The sequence below is a fragment of the Actinophytocola sp. genome (genome assembly GCF_045807065.1).
In the GTDB taxonomy this organism is placed as follows: Bacteria; Actinomycetota; Actinomycetes; order Mycobacteriales; family Pseudonocardiaceae; genus Actinophytocola.
This window is the reverse complement of the sequence record NZ_JBJMIE010000278.1, coordinates 1-15,086: the sequence shown is the minus strand read 5'-3', so window position 1 is coordinate 15,086 and position 15,086 is coordinate 1. Positions and strand designations below refer to the sequence as shown.

General features: G+C 71.0%; 19 protein-coding genes and 1 pseudogene. 8 read left to right on the top strand and 12 right to left on the bottom strand.

Going from position 1 to position 15,086, the window contains the following annotated elements; translation table 11 throughout:
• From ACJ73U_RS16235 to ACJ73U_RS16225, 3 genes and pseudogenes are all read left to right on the top strand, one after another.
• Nucleotides 1-375, top strand: a pseudogene (locus ACJ73U_RS16235) (hypothetical protein); the annotation flags it as partial.
• A gap of 123 nt (nt 376-498) precedes the next feature.
• Complete coding sequence (locus tag ACJ73U_RS16230) at nt 499-1,377, top strand: alpha/beta fold hydrolase (RefSeq protein WP_407778458.1); 879 nt, start codon at nt 499-501, stop codon at nt 1,375-1,377.
• Nucleotides 1,378-1,468: 91 nt separating this feature from the next.
• A complete protein-coding gene (locus tag ACJ73U_RS16225; RefSeq protein ID WP_407778455.1) occupies nt 1,469-2,035 on the top strand; it encodes a dihydrofolate reductase family protein in 567 nt (188 codons plus the stop codon).
• Here the strand turns inward: ACJ73U_RS16225 and ACJ73U_RS16220 are convergent.
• The gene (locus tag ACJ73U_RS16220; protein WP_407778454.1) at nt 2,004-2,429 is read right to left on the bottom strand and encodes an SRPBCC family protein; all 426 of its coding nucleotides are present in this window, start codon (nt 2,427-2,429) and stop codon (nt 2,004-2,006) included. The two genes, ACJ73U_RS16225 and ACJ73U_RS16220, sit on opposite strands and share 32 nt — an antisense overlap.
• Before the next feature lie 23 nt (nt 2,430-2,452).
• On the opposite strand from ACJ73U_RS16220, the gene ACJ73U_RS16215 reads away from it, so the two are divergent.
• The gene (locus ACJ73U_RS16215; protein ID WP_407778453.1) at nt 2,453-2,992 is read left to right on the top strand and encodes a TetR family transcriptional regulator; all 540 of its coding nucleotides are present in this window, start codon (nt 2,453-2,455) and stop codon (nt 2,990-2,992) included.
• Here ACJ73U_RS16215 and ACJ73U_RS16210 read toward each other — a convergent pair.
• The 6 genes from ACJ73U_RS16210 to ACJ73U_RS16185 all read right to left on the bottom strand — a co-directional run bounded on the left by ACJ73U_RS16210 (nt 2,969) and on the right by ACJ73U_RS16185 (nt 6,940).
• Complete coding sequence (locus tag ACJ73U_RS16210) at nt 2,969-3,289, bottom strand: hypothetical protein (RefSeq protein ID WP_407778452.1); 321 nt, start codon at nt 3,287-3,289, stop codon at nt 2,969-2,971. The two genes, ACJ73U_RS16215 and ACJ73U_RS16210, sit on opposite strands and share 24 nt — an antisense overlap.
• A gap of 47 nt (nt 3,290-3,336) precedes the next feature.
• Nucleotides 3,337-4,143 carry a RecB family exonuclease gene (locus ACJ73U_RS16205; protein WP_407778457.1) on the bottom strand — a complete coding sequence of 269 codons (807 nt, stop codon included), beginning with the start codon at nt 4,141-4,143 and terminating at the stop codon, nt 3,337-3,339.
• Nucleotides 4,144-4,319: 176 nt separating this feature from the next.
• Nucleotides 4,320-4,931 (bottom strand): MarC family protein, encoded by a 612-nt coding sequence (locus tag ACJ73U_RS16200; RefSeq protein WP_407778451.1) that lies wholly within the window; start codon nt 4,929-4,931, stop codon nt 4,320-4,322.
• A 386-nt stretch (nt 4,932-5,317) separates the two neighbouring features.
• A complete protein-coding gene (locus tag ACJ73U_RS16195) occupies nt 5,318-6,178 on the bottom strand; it encodes a PHP domain-containing protein (RefSeq protein ID WP_407778450.1) in 861 nt (286 codons plus the stop codon).
• An 18-nt stretch (nt 6,179-6,196) separates the two neighbouring features.
• Nucleotides 6,197-6,757, bottom strand: coding sequence for a PH domain-containing protein (locus ACJ73U_RS16190; protein WP_407778449.1), 561 nt, complete (start codon nt 6,755-6,757; stop codon nt 6,197-6,199).
• An 18-nt stretch (nt 6,758-6,775) separates the two neighbouring features.
• The gene (locus ACJ73U_RS16185; RefSeq protein WP_407778448.1) at nt 6,776-6,940 is read right to left on the bottom strand and encodes a hypothetical protein; all 165 of its coding nucleotides are present in this window, start codon (nt 6,938-6,940) and stop codon (nt 6,776-6,778) included.
• 146 nt (nt 6,941-7,086) lie between these two features.
• Between ACJ73U_RS16185 and ACJ73U_RS16180 the strand changes: the two genes are divergently transcribed.
• Nucleotides 7,087-7,479, top strand: coding sequence for an NUDIX hydrolase (locus ACJ73U_RS16180; protein WP_407778447.1), 393 nt, complete (start codon nt 7,087-7,089; stop codon nt 7,477-7,479).
• Between the two features lie 30 nt (nt 7,480-7,509).
• Here ACJ73U_RS16180 and ACJ73U_RS16175 read toward each other — a convergent pair whose 3' ends face one another.
• Together ACJ73U_RS16175 and ACJ73U_RS16170 are read right to left on the bottom strand one after the other, a co-directional pair.
• Entirely contained in the window at nt 7,510-8,598 is a 1,089-nt protein-coding gene (locus tag ACJ73U_RS16175; protein ID WP_407778446.1) for a DUF2332 domain-containing protein, read from the bottom strand.
• 4 nt (nt 8,599-8,602) lie between these two features.
• On the bottom strand, nt 8,603-9,109 hold the full coding sequence (locus tag ACJ73U_RS16170; RefSeq protein WP_407778445.1) for a MaoC family dehydratase: 507 nt from the start codon (nt 9,107-9,109) through the stop codon (nt 8,603-8,605).
• A gap of 295 nt (nt 9,110-9,404) precedes the next feature.
• Here ACJ73U_RS16170 and corA point away from each other — a divergent pair, with 295 nt between their 5' ends.
• The gene (gene corA / locus ACJ73U_RS16165; RefSeq protein WP_407778444.1) at nt 9,405-10,484 is read left to right on the top strand and encodes a magnesium/cobalt transporter CorA; all 1,080 of its coding nucleotides are present in this window, start codon (nt 9,405-9,407) and stop codon (nt 10,482-10,484) included.
• Nucleotides 10,485-10,552: 68 nt separating this feature from the next.
• Nucleotides 10,553-10,678, top strand: a complete 126-nt coding sequence (locus tag ACJ73U_RS16160; RefSeq protein WP_407778443.1) for a hypothetical protein — start codon at nt 10,553-10,555, stop codon at nt 10,676-10,678.
• 41 nt (nt 10,679-10,719) lie between these two features.
• Here the strand turns inward: ACJ73U_RS16160 and ACJ73U_RS16155 are convergent, their stop codons facing one another.
• From ACJ73U_RS16155 to eccB, 3 genes are all read right to left on the bottom strand, one after another.
• Entirely contained in the window at nt 10,720-11,793 is a 1,074-nt protein-coding gene (locus ACJ73U_RS16155; protein ID WP_407778442.1) for a WXG100 family type VII secretion target, read from the bottom strand.
• On the bottom strand, nt 11,790-12,101 hold the full coding sequence (locus ACJ73U_RS16150; protein ID WP_407778441.1) for a hypothetical protein: 312 nt from the start codon (nt 12,099-12,101) through the stop codon (nt 11,790-11,792). The genes ACJ73U_RS16155 and ACJ73U_RS16150 overlap by 4 nt, the downstream gene beginning before the upstream one ends.
• Before the next feature lie 150 nt (nt 12,102-12,251).
• Nucleotides 12,252-13,880 carry a type VII secretion protein EccB gene (eccB, locus tag ACJ73U_RS16145; RefSeq protein WP_407778440.1) on the bottom strand — a complete coding sequence of 543 codons (1,629 nt, stop codon included), beginning with the start codon at nt 13,878-13,880 and terminating at the stop codon, nt 12,252-12,254.
• A gap of 447 nt (nt 13,881-14,327) precedes the next feature.
• On the opposite strand from eccB, the gene eccE reads away from it, so the two are divergent.
• On the top strand, nt 14,328-15,086 hold a 759-nt coding region (gene eccE / locus ACJ73U_RS16140; RefSeq protein ID WP_407778456.1), incomplete at its 3' end, for a type VII secretion protein EccE.

The window sequence follows — 15,086 nt, the reverse complement described above, 5'->3', positions numbered from 1 at the left end:
GGCGCGCAGGTCCGGACGTACCCGCTCGACATCGGCGCGCAGGACCTGCTCACCGAGCCGAAGGACCACACGGTGGCCGTGAACCAGGCGACCGGCGCGGTCTACTGGTTCACCGGCACGAAGACGATCGCCCTGTCGATGGACGACCTGCGCCCTCTGTGGACGGTCGACCGGGCCCTGGGCCCCGGCACGGCCTTCGCGGGGAAGATCCTGGTTCCGGTGCCCGGTGCGTTGGCCGTCCTCGACCCGGCGACGGGCAGGCAGGTCGCGTCCACGCCGGTCGACCGCGACGGCTACGGCGGCCTGGTGATGATGTCGAAACTGGGCCCGATGGTCCTCGAACAACGCGGCGACACCCTGGTGGCCCTGCGCTGACGCGCGTCCTGCGCAGGTCACGGGCCGGTGGGGAATCCTTCACAAGTTTCGTGCTGTGGGACACAAGTCTGTGGAGACTCGACGCTTTCGCGAGCGGATTTGGGGCACACTCGATGGGTGAGCATTCCGTCGCAGTTGACCCCGAACGGGGCGGACCGGGTGGACCTGCACGGTCGGTACGGTCCGATCGCCGCGTTGCGCAGGCGCGCCGTCAACACGGCGGAGCCGCGCCCCACCGCGCTCCTGATGCCCGGGTACACGGGGTCCAAGGAGGACTTCGCGCCCCTGCTCGACGCCATCGCCGCCGGTGGGTTCGACGCCATCGCCATCGACCTGCCGGGGCAGTACGAGTCCGCCGGGCCCGATGACGAGGCGGCGTACCTGCCCTCGGCGCTCGGTGGTGTGATCGCCGAGCTGGTCGGCAAGCTGACCACCGAGGGCGGCCCGGTCGTGCTGCTCGGCCACTCCTACGGCGGCCTGGTCGCGCGGGCCGCCGTGCTGTCCGGCGCGCCCGTGGCCGGGCTGACCCTGATGTGCTCGGGTCCCTCCGAGCTGCCCGAGGGCCTGCGCCGCCAGGTGCTGGACATCGGTGAGCCGACGATGCGCAAGCAGGGCATCGAGGCGGCCTACAAGCTGCGGGAGCAACTCGACGCCATGACCCCGCCGCGGCCCGGCGAGCCCCCCGCGCTGCGTGCCCTCCTGCGGGAGCGGTTCGTGCGGTCGCGGCCGGCGGCCCTGCTCGGCAAGGCCCGTGCCCTGCGCACCGAGCCGGACCTGGTCAGCTCGCTCGCGCGGGTGCTCCACACCTCCGGCATCCCGTGCCTGGTCTGCTGCGGCGAGTTCGACGACGCCTGGCCGGTGTCGACCCAGCGGGACATGGCCGACCGGCTCGACGCGGACTTCGCGGTGATCCGTGCCGCCCGGCACTCGCCGAACACGGAGAACCCCGAGGACCTGCTGGCCACGCTGCTCCCGACGTGGCGCTCGTGGCTGACCGCGTAACCGCGGGCATCGGTCCTGTCGATCCGAGGAACTGCCGTTCGTGTAGGGGTCGAGTCGCCGGCGAGGCCGGCGCCCGGACCGGGAGGACACGATGGCGGAACTGGTTGTCGTCGAGAACGTGACGCTGGACGGGGTCATGCAGGGCCCTGGCCGTGCCGACGAGGACACGCGTGGTGGTTTCACGGCCGGCGGGTGGGCCGTGCCCTACGCCGACCCGGTCGCGATGGAGCAGGCCGGCAAGGCCATGACCACCTCCGCGGCACTGCTGCTCGGCCGGCGCACCTACCTGGACCTCTACGGCTTCTGGCCGGCGCAGACCGACGGCAACCCGTTCACGTCGGTGCTGAACGAGGCGCCGAAGTACGTGATGTCCCGGACCATGGCGGAGCTGCCGTGGCAGAACTCGGCACGGCTGTCGGACCTCGACGAGGTGGCGGCGCTGAAGGAGCGGCTGTCCGGTGACCTAGTCGTGCTGGGCAGCGGCGAGCTGGTCGGCTCGCTCGGCGCGCTGGTGGACCGCTACGTGCTGTCCATCCACCCGCTCGCGCTCGGCACGGGGCGGCGGCTCACGTTGCCGGCCGGCGCGTTCGAGCTGACCGGCTCCGTCACGACCGGCACCGGGGTGATCATCGCGACGTACGTTCGCACCACTTCTTGAGCGACGCCGCCTCGATGTCGACCGCGGTGCGGATCGCCCTGCCGCCCAGGAGCCCGGCGAGGGGCGCCAGCGGACCGGCGACGGCGAACGTCAGCTCCACGGTCGTGGTGCCGTTGGCGGTCGTCACCGTGTGGTCGGCGGAGAACCGCAGGCCCGGGCTGCTGGTGGTCCACGTGAACGAGCGGCCGTCGTCCAGTTCGGTGACGGTCCACTCGCGGGCCGGCTGCTTCGGCTGACGCACGGTGGCGACGCCGCCCAGCCGCAGCTCGTCGCCGGCGTGCAGGTGGATCTCGTCGACGGTCGGCGTCCAGTCCGACCACTTCTCGACGTCCCGGATCGCGCGCCAGACCTCGTCGATCGGCGCGTCGATGGTGGTGGTGCTCTGGTGTCTCATGCGCGAACTGTACCATTTGGTACATGTCTCGGGCAGACCTTCTCGACCGCGTGATCGCGTACCTGGCCGACGCGGGCGTGGGTGACCGCAGCCTGCGGCAGATCGCGGCCGGCGCGGGGACCAGCCACCGCATGCTGATCTACCACTTCGGCACGCGGGACGGCCTGCTCGTCGAGGTCGTGCGTGCGGTGGAGGAACGCCAGCGGGTCGCGCTCGCCGCGCTGCGGTCCCGCACGCCACGCGAGATGGCGCTCGAGTTCTGGCACCGGCTCGCCGACCCCGCGCTGGCCCCGTACGAGCGGCTGTTCTTCGAGCTGTACGGGGCGGCGCTGGGTGGTCAGGAGTCGGTGGCGCCGGTGCTCGAGGGGATCGTGACGTCGTGGCTGGCGGACGAGTCGATGTTCGCCGGCCTGCCACTGGCCCAGGCGCGGATGGCGCTCGCGTTCAGCCGCGGCGCGTTGCTGGACCTGCTGGCCACCGGCGACCGGGACGGCGTCGACGCGGCGGTGCGGGCGTTCATCGATCTGGTCTGGCCCGGTTCAGGACCACCAGAAGAGCCATAAGGCGGCGCCGGAGACGGCGACCACCCCCAGTACGGCCAGGGCGGCGGGCCAGCCGGGCAGCCGGTCGGCGAACCGCTGGACGAACACCGCGAGCGCGGCGGCGACCACGTGTCCGACCACCGTCCACATGCCGGGGCCGGGCACGCCACGGCCCCAGGCCAGCACCTGGAAGACGAGGACCACCACGGCGAGCACGGACATGCCGATCGCCAACGCGCCAGACAGCTCACGCCACAGGCCGCCGCGATGGCGTGCCTGCGTGGGCTGTGGCGACATCGGCAGCTCCACCGTGGTCACGTTCGAAAGATCCAACTCCTAGCCTCCCGTGCTCGTGCTCGTTCCGCTCAGGGAACGAGCATCGCCCAGGGTTCGACGGCGGGACCGGCGGCCTGGCCCTCTGGGCAGCTGCGCCGGAAGTCGCACCAGCCGCACTGGCGACCGACCTGCGCGGGGAACAAGACGTCCGGGTCGCCGCCGGCCTTGAGCGTATCCGTCGCGAGGTTGAACTCGTCCGCTGCCTCCTCGGCACGGGACCGGTGCCGGGCGAGCGACTCCTCGGTGTGCTCCCAGGCGGCGACCGTGCCGGACGGGAGGTGGTGCAGCTCGACCTTGGTGCACGGCCGCCGCAGCGTGCGCCGCGCGGCCAGGACGTAGAGGGCGAGCGCCTGCGAGGACCGCGCGTCGTCGGTGGTGAGCGCCGACCGACCGGTCTTGTAGTCGACGATGACCACCTCCCCGTCCCGCTCGTCGATCCGGTCGACCCGCCCCTCGGCGACGATCGTGCCGACGGGGGCGGACACCCAGCGTTCGAGGCCGACCGGCTCGATGCCCGGGTCGAGGTCGGTGACGTAGTCGGCGACCCAGCCCTGCGCGCGGGTGCGGTACTGCGCGGCCTGGTCGGGCCCGGCGAAGCCCTCGTCGTTCCAGTGCTGGCTCACGAGCGCGGCCGCGGCGTCGGGCGTGCGCCGCCGCGCGGGGAGGTCGAAGAAGGCGCGTAAGGCGTTGTGCACCACGGCGCCGAGCGTGCTGTGCGCCCAGGCGCCGCCCCGCGGCGGGGTCGGGCGGTCGAGGTAGGTCATCCGGAAACGGCGCGGGCAGTCGACCCACGCCGCCAGGCGGGACGGGGTGACCTTGATGAGTTTGCGCGGCATGGCGTCGAACCCGAGTTGCACGGACCAACGGTATCCCTGCCCACCGACAGTGTTCGACTGCCTCGCCTCCGCTCGGCGGTGCGCGGGCCGGTACCCGGTGTCTTCCCTCCCCGCGCTGCGCAGCGAGGGTCGCTTCCGCTGCTCACTCAGTCCAGACACGGCGGCCCGCTCACCCGTCAGGCCCCGTTCACGAACCCGTGCACGGAGTCGGCGACCAGCTGGACCGCGATCGCGGCCAGGAGGAGGCCGGCGATCTTCGCGAGGAGGGTGATCCCGCTGTCCTTGAAGAGGCGGATGAGCAGCCCGGAGAACCGCAGGCACAGCCAGAGGACGAGGTGCACGGCGAGGATGGCCAGGCCCAGCGAGACGTACTTGGCCGCGCTGTCGGCGTGCCGGACGAAGACGATGGTGGCGGCGATCGCGCCGGGGCCGGCCAGCAGCGGGGTGCCGAGGGGGACCAGGGCGACGTTGACGTCCTCGACCTCCCTGGGCTGCGTGGTGTCGCGCCCGGTGAGCAGGTCCAGCGCGATGAGGAGGAGCAGGAGACCGCCGGCGCCCTGCACCGCGGGGATGCCGATGCCCAGGTAGTCGAGAATCGCCTCGCCGCCCACGGCGAACAGGCTGATCACACCGAGCGACACGAGGACGGCCTGCCGGGCGGCCCGCACCCGCGCCGGCCTCGGCCGCCGACCGACCAGGCTCAGGAACACGGGAACCGTCCCCGGCGGATCCATGATCACGATGAGGGTGATCGCCGCCTCGGCGAAAAGCCGCACGTCAAACAGCACCGCGCCAGCCTGCCACGGTGCCTGCGCACCCGCGAACCCGGCGCACCGCGCGCTCGGCGCACCGGATCACGGCCGACGCACCGCACACCCGACGCACCGCACACCCGGCACACCGGCGCACCGCACACCGGCGCATCCGGTGCACCGGCGAACTCCGCTGCGCGAACTCCGCTCCGCGCACCCGCTCCGCGCACCCGCTCCGCGCACCCGCTCCGCGAAAGTCACTTCGCTCGCGAAAGTTATCCACAGACCGACTTGACCAGCGTTTTTGTCGGTGAGTACCGGTAGAATGGGACCGGGGCCGCCCCCGGGACAGGGTGGGGGCTGCCTACGTTACGGGCGGAATTTTCGGTAGAAGTTTCGGTGGCGTCGGGGCCGGAGGCGGCTCAGCCCTCCACCACCGCCACGCCCGTCGCTCTGCGGGCTATCTCCGCCAGCATCTCTGGCGCGGTGGTCTCCTGGCCGAGGCCGATCACCTTGTTCGTGCCGTGGTAGTCGCTGGAGCCGGTCGTGATCAGGTCCAGTTCGTCCGCCAGGTGGCGCAAGCGTTTGCGGGCGTCCTCGTCGTGGTCGGGGTGGTTCACCTCCACGCCGTCGAGGCCCAGGGCTGCCAGCTCCTTGATCACGTCGCCGGTGACCGTGGGGCCTCGGTGGGTCGCGAAGGCGTGTGCCAGCACCGTCACGCCGCCGGCCTCGGCGATCATCTCCAGCGAGTCCTCGATCGGGGTGCGGGAGCTGGGGAGGTAGTAGCGGCCCCGGTCGTTCAGGAAGCGGGCGAACGCCTCGTCGACCGAGGACACCACGCCGGCGCGGACCAGGGCCATCGCCAGGTGGGGGCGGCCCGCCGTGGCCTCCTCGGGGACCGCGGCCAGCAGGGCCTCGCCGCTGATGGGGAAGCCGTCGGCCGCCATGCGGTCGGCGATCTTGGCCAGCCGGACGCGGCGTTCGGCTCTGGCTCGGGCGTACTCGTGGACCACCGCCTGGGCGTTCGGGTCGAACAGGTACGCCAGCAGGTGCACGGTGCAGGTGCCGCCGCGGCCGTCGGGGCTCAGGCACGACAGCTCGGCGCCGCGGACCAGGCGCAGGCCCGGCGGTAGCGCCGCCTGCGCCGCCGCCCAGCCCGCGGTGGTGTCGTGGTCGGTGATGGCCAGCGCGTCCAGCCCCACGGCCGCCGCGTTGGCCACCAGCTCCGCCGGGGTGTCCGTGCCGTCCGACGCCGTCGAGTGGGTATGTAGATCGATCCTCACGTCGCTATTGAACGCGAGTCACCCCACCATCGGCTTGCGACGGGCCAGGCGCTGGGCCTTGATCATCGAGAAGCGCTTGGCCTGAGCGTCCTTGTCCCCGAAGGTGAGCTCGGAGATCGCGTCGTAGACCTGCTCGGGCTTGGGCAGGTACTCGAGCCTGTTCAGCGCCTGGATCTGACCGGCGGACTCCACGATCATCGTGCCGTAGCCGAGGATCCGGCCCATCACGGGCCGTTCGTAGGTCAGGTCGGTGACCTTGCCGATCGGCATCATCAGCACCTTCGTGGTGATGATGCCGGTCGTCATCATCATTCGCTTGTCGGTCACGACGATCCGCTCCACCCACCAGTTGAGCACCACGTAGGTGAAGCGGAGCAGCACGAACAGCGCCGCGTACCACAAGATGTTCTGCACCAGCCACATCGCCGGCGGGAGCAGGTACGACACCATCACGGCGACCGCAAGCAGCGCGACCGTCTCGAAGATGTCCCAGGCGAGACATGCCCAGTGCATGCGCACCCGGATGACTCGGCGTTCCGTGTCGAGCAGGTACTCGTCTGGATCCCGTGGGGCGAACATGCTACGACGGTACCCGGCTCAGCCGTTGAAGACCGAGCGTACGAACGTGATCAGCGCTTCCGCTGCGTCCTGCAACGTGCGCAGGATGGAGTTGACGATCGACGCGGCGCCCTCGGGTTGGGTCACGAGGAAGAACACCAACAACGCCGCGCCAGACAGAATCAGAACCTTCTTGACTTTCACCGGGCGTTACTCCGTGTCCATGGGGTGGGTTGCTGTGCTTGTTCTTGAAAATGGTTGTACCGCACGATTTGGCCGAACGGGAGGCCATTACTGCTCTTGGGGCAAGGGCTCGGCACCGGCGGGTGTTCCGGCTACGCTTCGTGTTCGTGGCCGATGAGTTGATCAGGTGTGTCGGGGCGGTCGTGCACGACGCGGCGGGCCGTCTGCTGCTGGTCCGGAGAGCCAACGAACCGGGCCGGGGACAGTGGTCGCTGCCCGGCGGCCGCGTGGAGCCGGGTGAGAGCGACGCTTTCGCCGTCGCCCGCGAGCTCCGTGAGGAGACCGGCCTCGAGGTGCGGGTCGGCTCCTTGGTCGGGAGCGTACAGCGGGGGCCGTTCCTGATCTTCGACTATGCCGCGGAGGCCGTCGGCGGGCGGCTGCGCGCGGGTGACGACGCGGCCGCGGCAGCCTGGGTGACCAGGGCGGAGTTCGCCGAGCTGGACCTGGTGGCCAAGCTGTCTGACGTCCTGGCCGACTGGGACGTCCTGCCTCGCGCCTGACGCCGCGAGGACGTCCGAGGGCCTCGGGGCTCAGCCGAGCCAGTGCATGCGTTCGCCGTGCCACGAGGTCTGCGCCAGCGGCGTCGTCAGCTCCTCGCCGTCGACCCAACGAGCGCACGACAGGATCGCCTGGGGCGTGTCCAGCTCCGGATGGTCCGGGTGGAGACCCACCGAGTAGGCCTCCAGGCTCACCCAGAACGTCGGGCGTGCTGCGGCCAACTCAGCGACGGCGGCGCGGAAAGCCGTCACCCGTTCGGCCGAAAATGGTCGCAGCGCGTCGCTGGTGAGTACGACCACCGGGATTTCGGCGGGAATTCGTGCCGCCGCGCCCGCGAGGTCCGCGACCGGGTCGCCCTTCACCAGAATCGGTGTCTTCTTGGCCCGTACGGTGGCCGCGGCCCCCAGTTGGCGCAGCCGGTCCGGCTGGTCCGGCCACACGCACGCCTCCAGCCACGCGTACTCGTCCTCGTCGGTCAGATCCACCGGATCGTGGTCGAGTCCCACCCGTTCGGCGACCTGCAACCGCTTCGGGATCGTCGGGCCCTTCTGCCCCGATGGCTCCAGCCGGAGCGCGCAGTGCAGGCCGAGGGCGGCCCGGCCCGGCCCCGCGGCGACCTGGCCGGCCTGCTCGGACTGGTACCGGTACGAGTACAGGTCGATACCCAGCAGCAGGGCCGCGGACGCGCCGACCTCCAGCAGCCCGACCGGCCCGCCACCCGCCTGCCGCGCCGCGAACGCGACGGCCGGGTAGAACAGCGCGGCCCTGCCGACCTCGTTGCCGCGGGCCACGCGCCGGGTCGTCACGAGCGCGCGGACCCGGTCGGCCCGTTCCAGCGCGAAGGCCCGCCACATCTGCCACAGGCCGTTGTCCGGGCCGTACGCACCGCCCAGCGTCGCGTAGTAGTTGGTCAGCTCGTGGAACGGCTCGGCCTGCAGCACCCGCTGGACGGCGGCGAGCAGCAGCTCGGGATCCGGTTCGGTCGCCACCGCCAGCAGGCGCGCGACATCGTCGTCGTTCGCCGCGTTGCCGGCGAGGTAGCTGTAGAGCGGCGACGCCTTCTCGACGTCCGAGGCGAACCGCCGCAACCGTTCACGAACCTCGTCCAGTGCGGCGCTCATGCGACTAGTTTGCCCGAGGCTCCGGCCGTCCGGGTTGCTCGCCTCCGCGCGCGTCACCGTACGAGCGCTTGGGGACCATCACCTTGCGCCGAAAGACGCAGACCACCGTGCCGTCCTGCTTGTAGCCGCGGGTCTCGACGTAGACGACGCCGCGGTCGTCCTTCGACCTGGACGGGGTCTTCTCCAGCACCTCGGTCTCGCCGTAGATCGTGTCGCCGTGGAAGGTCGGCTTCACGTGGCGCAGCGACTCGATCTCCAGGTTGGCGATGGCCTTGCCGGAGACGTCGGGGACGGACATGCCGAGCAGCAGCGAGTAGATGTAGTTGCCGACCACGACGTTCCTGCCGAAGTCGGTGGTGTTCTCGGCGTAGTTCGCGTCCAGGTGCAGGGGGTGGTGGTTCATGGTCAGCAGGCAGAACAGGTGGTCGTCGTACTCGGTGACCGTCTTGCCGGGCCAGTGCCGGTACACCGCGCCGACCTCGAACTCCTCGTAGTAGCGACCGAACTGCACGTCAACCTCCTTGTCGTGACCGGGCAACGGCAGTCTGGCAGGTGGAGTACCCTTGACAACTGGTGTGTGAGTGAGCCCGCACCACATCGACCCAAGGAGGTGAGGACGCATGAGCGACCCGCATAACCATGCCGGCGCCACCGGTTGCAGTAGCACCCGCGTCCCCGCCGGAAAGTTCTTCAGCCAGCACCGGGTTTCCCGCTAAGGCAGCAGGCCCCCCGCTGGTTCCGGGCGGACGCTCCGGCGCCCTTCGTGGCGCGTCGCAGTTCCGAACGAAACCTAGCTGGAGGCCACCATGCCCGCGATCCCCTCGCTCGGCAACCTGAGAGGCCGGGCGAACCGCCGGCACCAGAACCACCAGGTCGACGCCGAGCAGGTCGCGCACGTCGTCGACTGCGGGGTCTACGTCGACGGCGAGCGGCTGCCCGGGCGGTGGTCGCCGGTCGACGCGATCACCGAGGTGCGGCGGCGGCGCGAGGGCTTCGTGTGGATCGGGCTGTACGAGCCGGGCGAGGAGCAGCTGCAGGGCATCGCCGAGGTGTTCGGGCTGCACGAGCTGGCGGTCGAGGACGCGGTGACCGCACACCAGCGGCCCAAGCTCGACCGGTACGAAGAGACGCTGTTCATGGTGCTCAAGACCGTTCGGTACATCGAGCACGAGTCGCCGACGACCGCGAACGAGATCGTCGAGACCGGCGAGATCATGGCGTTCCTCGGCAAGCAGTTCATCGTCACCGTCCGGCACGGCAGGCATTCGAGCCTGGCCTCGCTGCGCGAGGAGCTGGAGGCGGAGCCGGACCGCCTGCGCATCGGACCCGCCGCGGTCCTGCACGCCATCGCGGACCGCATCGTCGACTCGTACCTGGCCGTCAGCGAGTCGTTCGAGAACGACATCGACGTCATCGAGGCGACGGTGTTCGCGCCGCGCTCCCCGATCGGCGCAGAGCAGATGTACCTGATGAAGCGGGAGATCCTCGAGCTGCGCCGGGCGGTCATGCCCCTGGCGGTGCCGCTGCGACGGCTGGCCGAGGGCTACACACCGCTGGTGCCCGAGGAGGTCCGGTCCTACTTCCGGGACGTCGACGACCACCTCACGACCGTGTCCGAGCGAGTGGCGAGCTTCGACGAGCTGCTCACGACCCTCGTCGACGCGACGCTGGCGAAGATCTCGCTGCAGCAGAACATCGACATGCGCAAGATCACCTCGTGGGCGGCCATCCTGGCGGTCCCCACGATGGGGGTCGGCGTGTACGGCATGAACTTCGACTTCATGCCGGAGCTGCACTGGCGGTTCGGGTACCCGCTCATCATGTGCGTGATCGTGGTCGCCTGTCTGATCCTCTACCGCATCTTCCGCAAGAACCGATGGCTCTAGCTGGCCGGCTCCGTGCCGGTCAGCGCTCCCAGCTGTCAACCATTCGTGTGCGTTGAGGGAGGTTCCCCGTGACCAGGCTGTTCACAAACCCGCGCTTCTGGATGATGACGTTCGTTCTGACCTGGCTCGCCGTGATCACGGTGCTCATCGCCACGGGGTCGGATCTGTCCCCCAACACCGTGGGCGCCCGCTAGCCCCGCCGCCCGAGGCCTCCGAGATCGGGGAGGCGACCGGGTCAGTCGGCGCCGATGACCGGGGTGCTGGCCTTCTCCGGCTTGCCGAAGATGTCCTTGGGGTCGCCGACGACCTTGGCGCGTGGCTTGTGCGCCTGGTCGCCCTGGCCCTGGCCGGCACCCGTCATCGGCATCATGGGCATCATCCCGCTGCCCGTGCCGGTGGACCTCGCCGCCGCACCGGCCGCGGCCGCGGCGGGGGACACGCTCGTCCTCGGGCTCGGGGCCTGCTCGCCCGCCACCGTCGAGTTGCCGGGCGCCAGCGGGGAACCCGGGTCGGCCGCCGCCGCGGCAGCGCCGCCGCCGAAGTCTCCCCCGCCGAGACCGCCACCGAGACCGCCGCCACCACCGCCGAAGTCGCCGCCACCGCCCAGCCGGGCCGTGTCGGTGGACGTGTCCACCGGGACGCCGGGGTTCTCCGGGGTACCCGGCACGGACGGCGGGACTGCGGACCAGTCCTCCGCCGGGTACGTGTGGGCCATCGTCACCCCGCGGAACGCGTCGTCACCCTCGGCGCCCTCGCACAGCTGCACGAACGCCTCCAGGATCTGCCGGACGGCCTCGAACAACTCCTTCGTCGGGCCCTGCACCAGGCCCAGGTACTCCCGGGCCCTGGCGTCACCCTGGACCGGCAGGGCCATGGCCTCCGACGCCGTCTGGGCCGTGTCCACCATCACGCCGGCCAGCTCGACGACGATCTCGCGGATGCCGTCGGCCGTCTGGTCCAGCACGTCGGCCATCGCGGACATCGCGTCGGCCAGGTCGTTGCCGGCGAGGCCCACCTGCTGCATGTAGGCGATGAACGACTGCGCCGCCTCGCCCTCCCACGCGGCGTCCAGCTTGCCGAGCGGGGTGTTCAGTGCCTCGGTGACCTGCTCGACGCTCTCGCCGACCACGCGCCAGCGGTCGGCCTCGGCGTGCATGTCGCTCCAGCGGCCGACCACCGGGGAGAAGTACTCCTCGACCGGATCCGCGACGCCCAGCTGTCGGGCCAGCCGGGACAGGTACCCCAGCTGTGACGCGATCTGGCTCTCCAGGTCCTTGCCGTCCGGCGCCTGTGTGACCTCGACGCTCATGGCAGCTCCCGCGAGATCGCCTGCCGGCTCGACTCGTCGGTCTCCTGGTAGACGGTGGTGACGTCGTTCAGCCCGTCGGACACCCCGTGCAACGCCTCGACCGCGCGGGCCAGCTGGCCACGCAGCAGGCCGGCGGCCCTGCTGTACGCCTCCGGGGTGCGGAGCTGGCGGCCGAGCTGGCCGAACGACTCGTCGGTGAGCGGCTCGACGGCCATCGCCTCGACACCGTCGGCGAGGGCGTCCCCGCTGTCCGCGGCCAGTTTCGCGTAGCCGCCCACCCAGGTGGCATCCAGTTTGATCCCGGTCACAGGCTGACCATAGGCGAGCCGGCCGGAGCGCCGGGACGCTTGCGAAAAAGGTTTGCGAACAGAACCGGGGAGAGCACAGGTCCGGCCGAACTCCGTGGCACGGTCGCCCCACCCCGGCGGGGTCCGGCCCGTCTCGAACGATGCTCCCGCTCAGCCGCCGCCGGAGTTCTTCGTCGTCGACGGGTACTGGCCGCCGGCGAACGGCGTGGAGTCGTAGCTCTGCTTCACGTCCTTGACGCTCAACGACGCGCCGTCCGGCAGCAGCCGGATGATGTTCTCCGGCGCGGGCACCTGGTTGTCGAGGCCGAGCCCCTTCGCGGTCGCGTCGTCCGGGATGCCGTACTTCACGCCGCGGTCGGAGATCAGCGTGATCCGGCCGCTGGTGAAGTCCTCCTTGGACGTCGCCTGGCGCACGACCGCGCCCCGGCCCGGCGGCATGTAGAAGTGGTCCACCCGGATGCCGTCCGCGCTGGGCGTCGAGATGTCGACGTAGTCCGGCGTGCCCTTCGAGTCCAGCTGGATACCGGGGAGCGCCTTGCCGATGTACACCGCCGTGCGCTCGTCGGCGTCCTCGCCGGAGCCGGTGTAGCTCCAGCCGAGGCAGGCGACCGGGAAGGCGTCCGGGTCGAGGACGTCCGTGGCCTCCGCCGGGTAGGTCGAGTCGTCGATCACCTTCGGATCGTCGAGGCCGGAGACCTTGTCCGGGTTGACCGCCCTGATCTCCGGGGCACCCGGGTTGTCGTAGTACCGGATGAGGTCGGCGGTCGACTGCTTGACGGGCTGGATGCCGTCCTTGAGGAGCACGTAGTACTTGGTCTCCTCGCCGGCACGTTCGACCTTGAACACCGAGCCGACCTTGGTCAGGTCCTGGTCGCCGAGGTCGATGTTGGAGTCGGTGCCCCGGCCCGGGATGTCGGGGCTCTTCAGCTCGGCCTTCTCCGGGATGGCGTTCAGCATGCCGGTCGTGATCACGCGCGGTGTCTTGCCGGTGAGGTCGAGTGCCGAGCGGACCTCCGGCCGGCCCAGATCGACCTTCGCGCGGACCGCGCTGGTGTTCGGCAGGTTCGCCGTGCCGGGCGTGCGGTAGACGAGGTAGGTCGCGCCGTCCGGCGCCTTCACCAGCAGCGACTGGTCCTGCGGCAGCGTCTTCCCGAGGTCCTTGACGCCGGCCATCACCGTCGTCTCGACCTTGTTCTCGGACGCGGGTTCGTTCAGGTCCTTGTTGAGGATGTACTGGTCGCAGACCGTCCACACCGAGTCGATCCGCTGGTCCGGGCTGGGCAGCAGGTCCGGGCCGTCCGCGATGCCCACCTTGCGGCCCTTGGGGATGTCCCGCAGCTGGTTGTCGTCGACCACGCTCGGCGCGACGACCTTCACGGCGCCCGCGCTGGCGGCGGGCGCGGCGGCGGCACCGTTCGCCTGGTTCTGCGACTGGTCCTGCGACTGCGCCATGAGCAGCAGCCGGGCGGACGCGAGGTTGAAGACGGGGATCAGCTTGCGGTCCGGCTTGGCGATGAGCACGTACACCTGACCGGAGGGCTTGCCGATGACGATGCCGTCCGAGGTCGGTGCCGCGGGCTGCGGGGAGAGGATGCCCCAGATGAGGAACCCGATCAGGCCGATGCTGGCGATGCAGATGCCGACGACCGTTGCGCGGGTGTGGGTGCGCATCGGGTCGTGCAGCATCACCGCGTCCTTGCGGACCAGCGCCGACTGCATCCGGCGCAAGACGAAGCGATACGCCTGGACCTGTGACTTGGTAGTCGGTGTAGTTGGCATTTCCGCCTCTGCAGCTCCCCGATAGCGGTACGGTTCCGCAGAATAGCCGTACGGGCGTCGGTTGCAGGTTGGTTCGGCACTAACGGCACAATCGGGGCTGGTAGGAGCCAGCGGAGTGGACGCTGGACGACGAGGGGAAGAAGCGAGCGGATGTCGGTAGGCACTCCTCCACGGCACGGCAACGGGCGCACTCCCCCGCCGGGTCAGCCACCGAGACCGCAGCCGCCGGGGGCGCCGCTCGGCGGCAACGGTGGGCGTGGTGTCCCCGCCCGTCCGGTCGGCCCCGCCACCCCGACCGGCATGCGTCCGCCCGTCGCACCCAACGGCCGCCAGGGCGGTCCCGGCGGACCTGCTGGACCTGGCGGCCCCGGTGGTCCCGGGGGCGGTGGTGGTGGCAACGGGCCGAGTGCCGGTCCGCCGCAACCACCCACACCGCCGCGGCCACCCATGTCGGCCCGGCGCCGCACGCGCGGCGCGAGCCTCGGTGCGCTGCCGGTCTCGAACCTCGTCGTGCTGGAGCTGGCGTTCGCGATCGGGCTGATCCTCATCGCGATCAACGGCGACCTCGTCTACGTGTCCATCGCGATCACGGTCATCGGCCTGCTCGTCGCCGCGATCCGGTGGAAGGGCCGCTGGTTCACCCAGTGGGTCGGCCTGACACTGCGGTACGCGTTCCGCTCGCACGCCCGGCTGTCCAGGCCGACCAAGCCGGTGAGCATCGAGGGCATCGCGGACTCCTCCGACGCCACCCCCGTGACCGGCCCGGACGACCCGCGCGTCGCGCTGCTGCGGCTCGCCGTGCCGGACCTGGTGGTCGCGCACGGCACCGACCACGAGCGGCGCCCGCTCGGCCTGTCCTGGCACGACGGCACGTGGACCGCGGTGCTGCTGGTCGACCCGGCACCCGGCCTGGTCACACAGCTCGGCGGCGCGCCGAACCTGCCGCTCGGCGCGCTCGCGCCCTGCCTCGAGGACCGCGGCGTGGTGCTCGACACCATCCAGGTCATCTGGCACTGCTACCCCGGCAGCGCCGCACTGCCGCCGAACTCGCCGGCGCTCGCGTCGTACATGGAGCTGCTCGGCCCGCTGCCGGCCGCCGCGCGCCGCACCACCTGGGTCGCCGTCCGGCTCGACCCGCGCCGGTGCCCGGCCGCGGTCCGCGAGCGCGGCGGCGGGGTGATCGGGGCGCACCGCGCGTTGATCGGG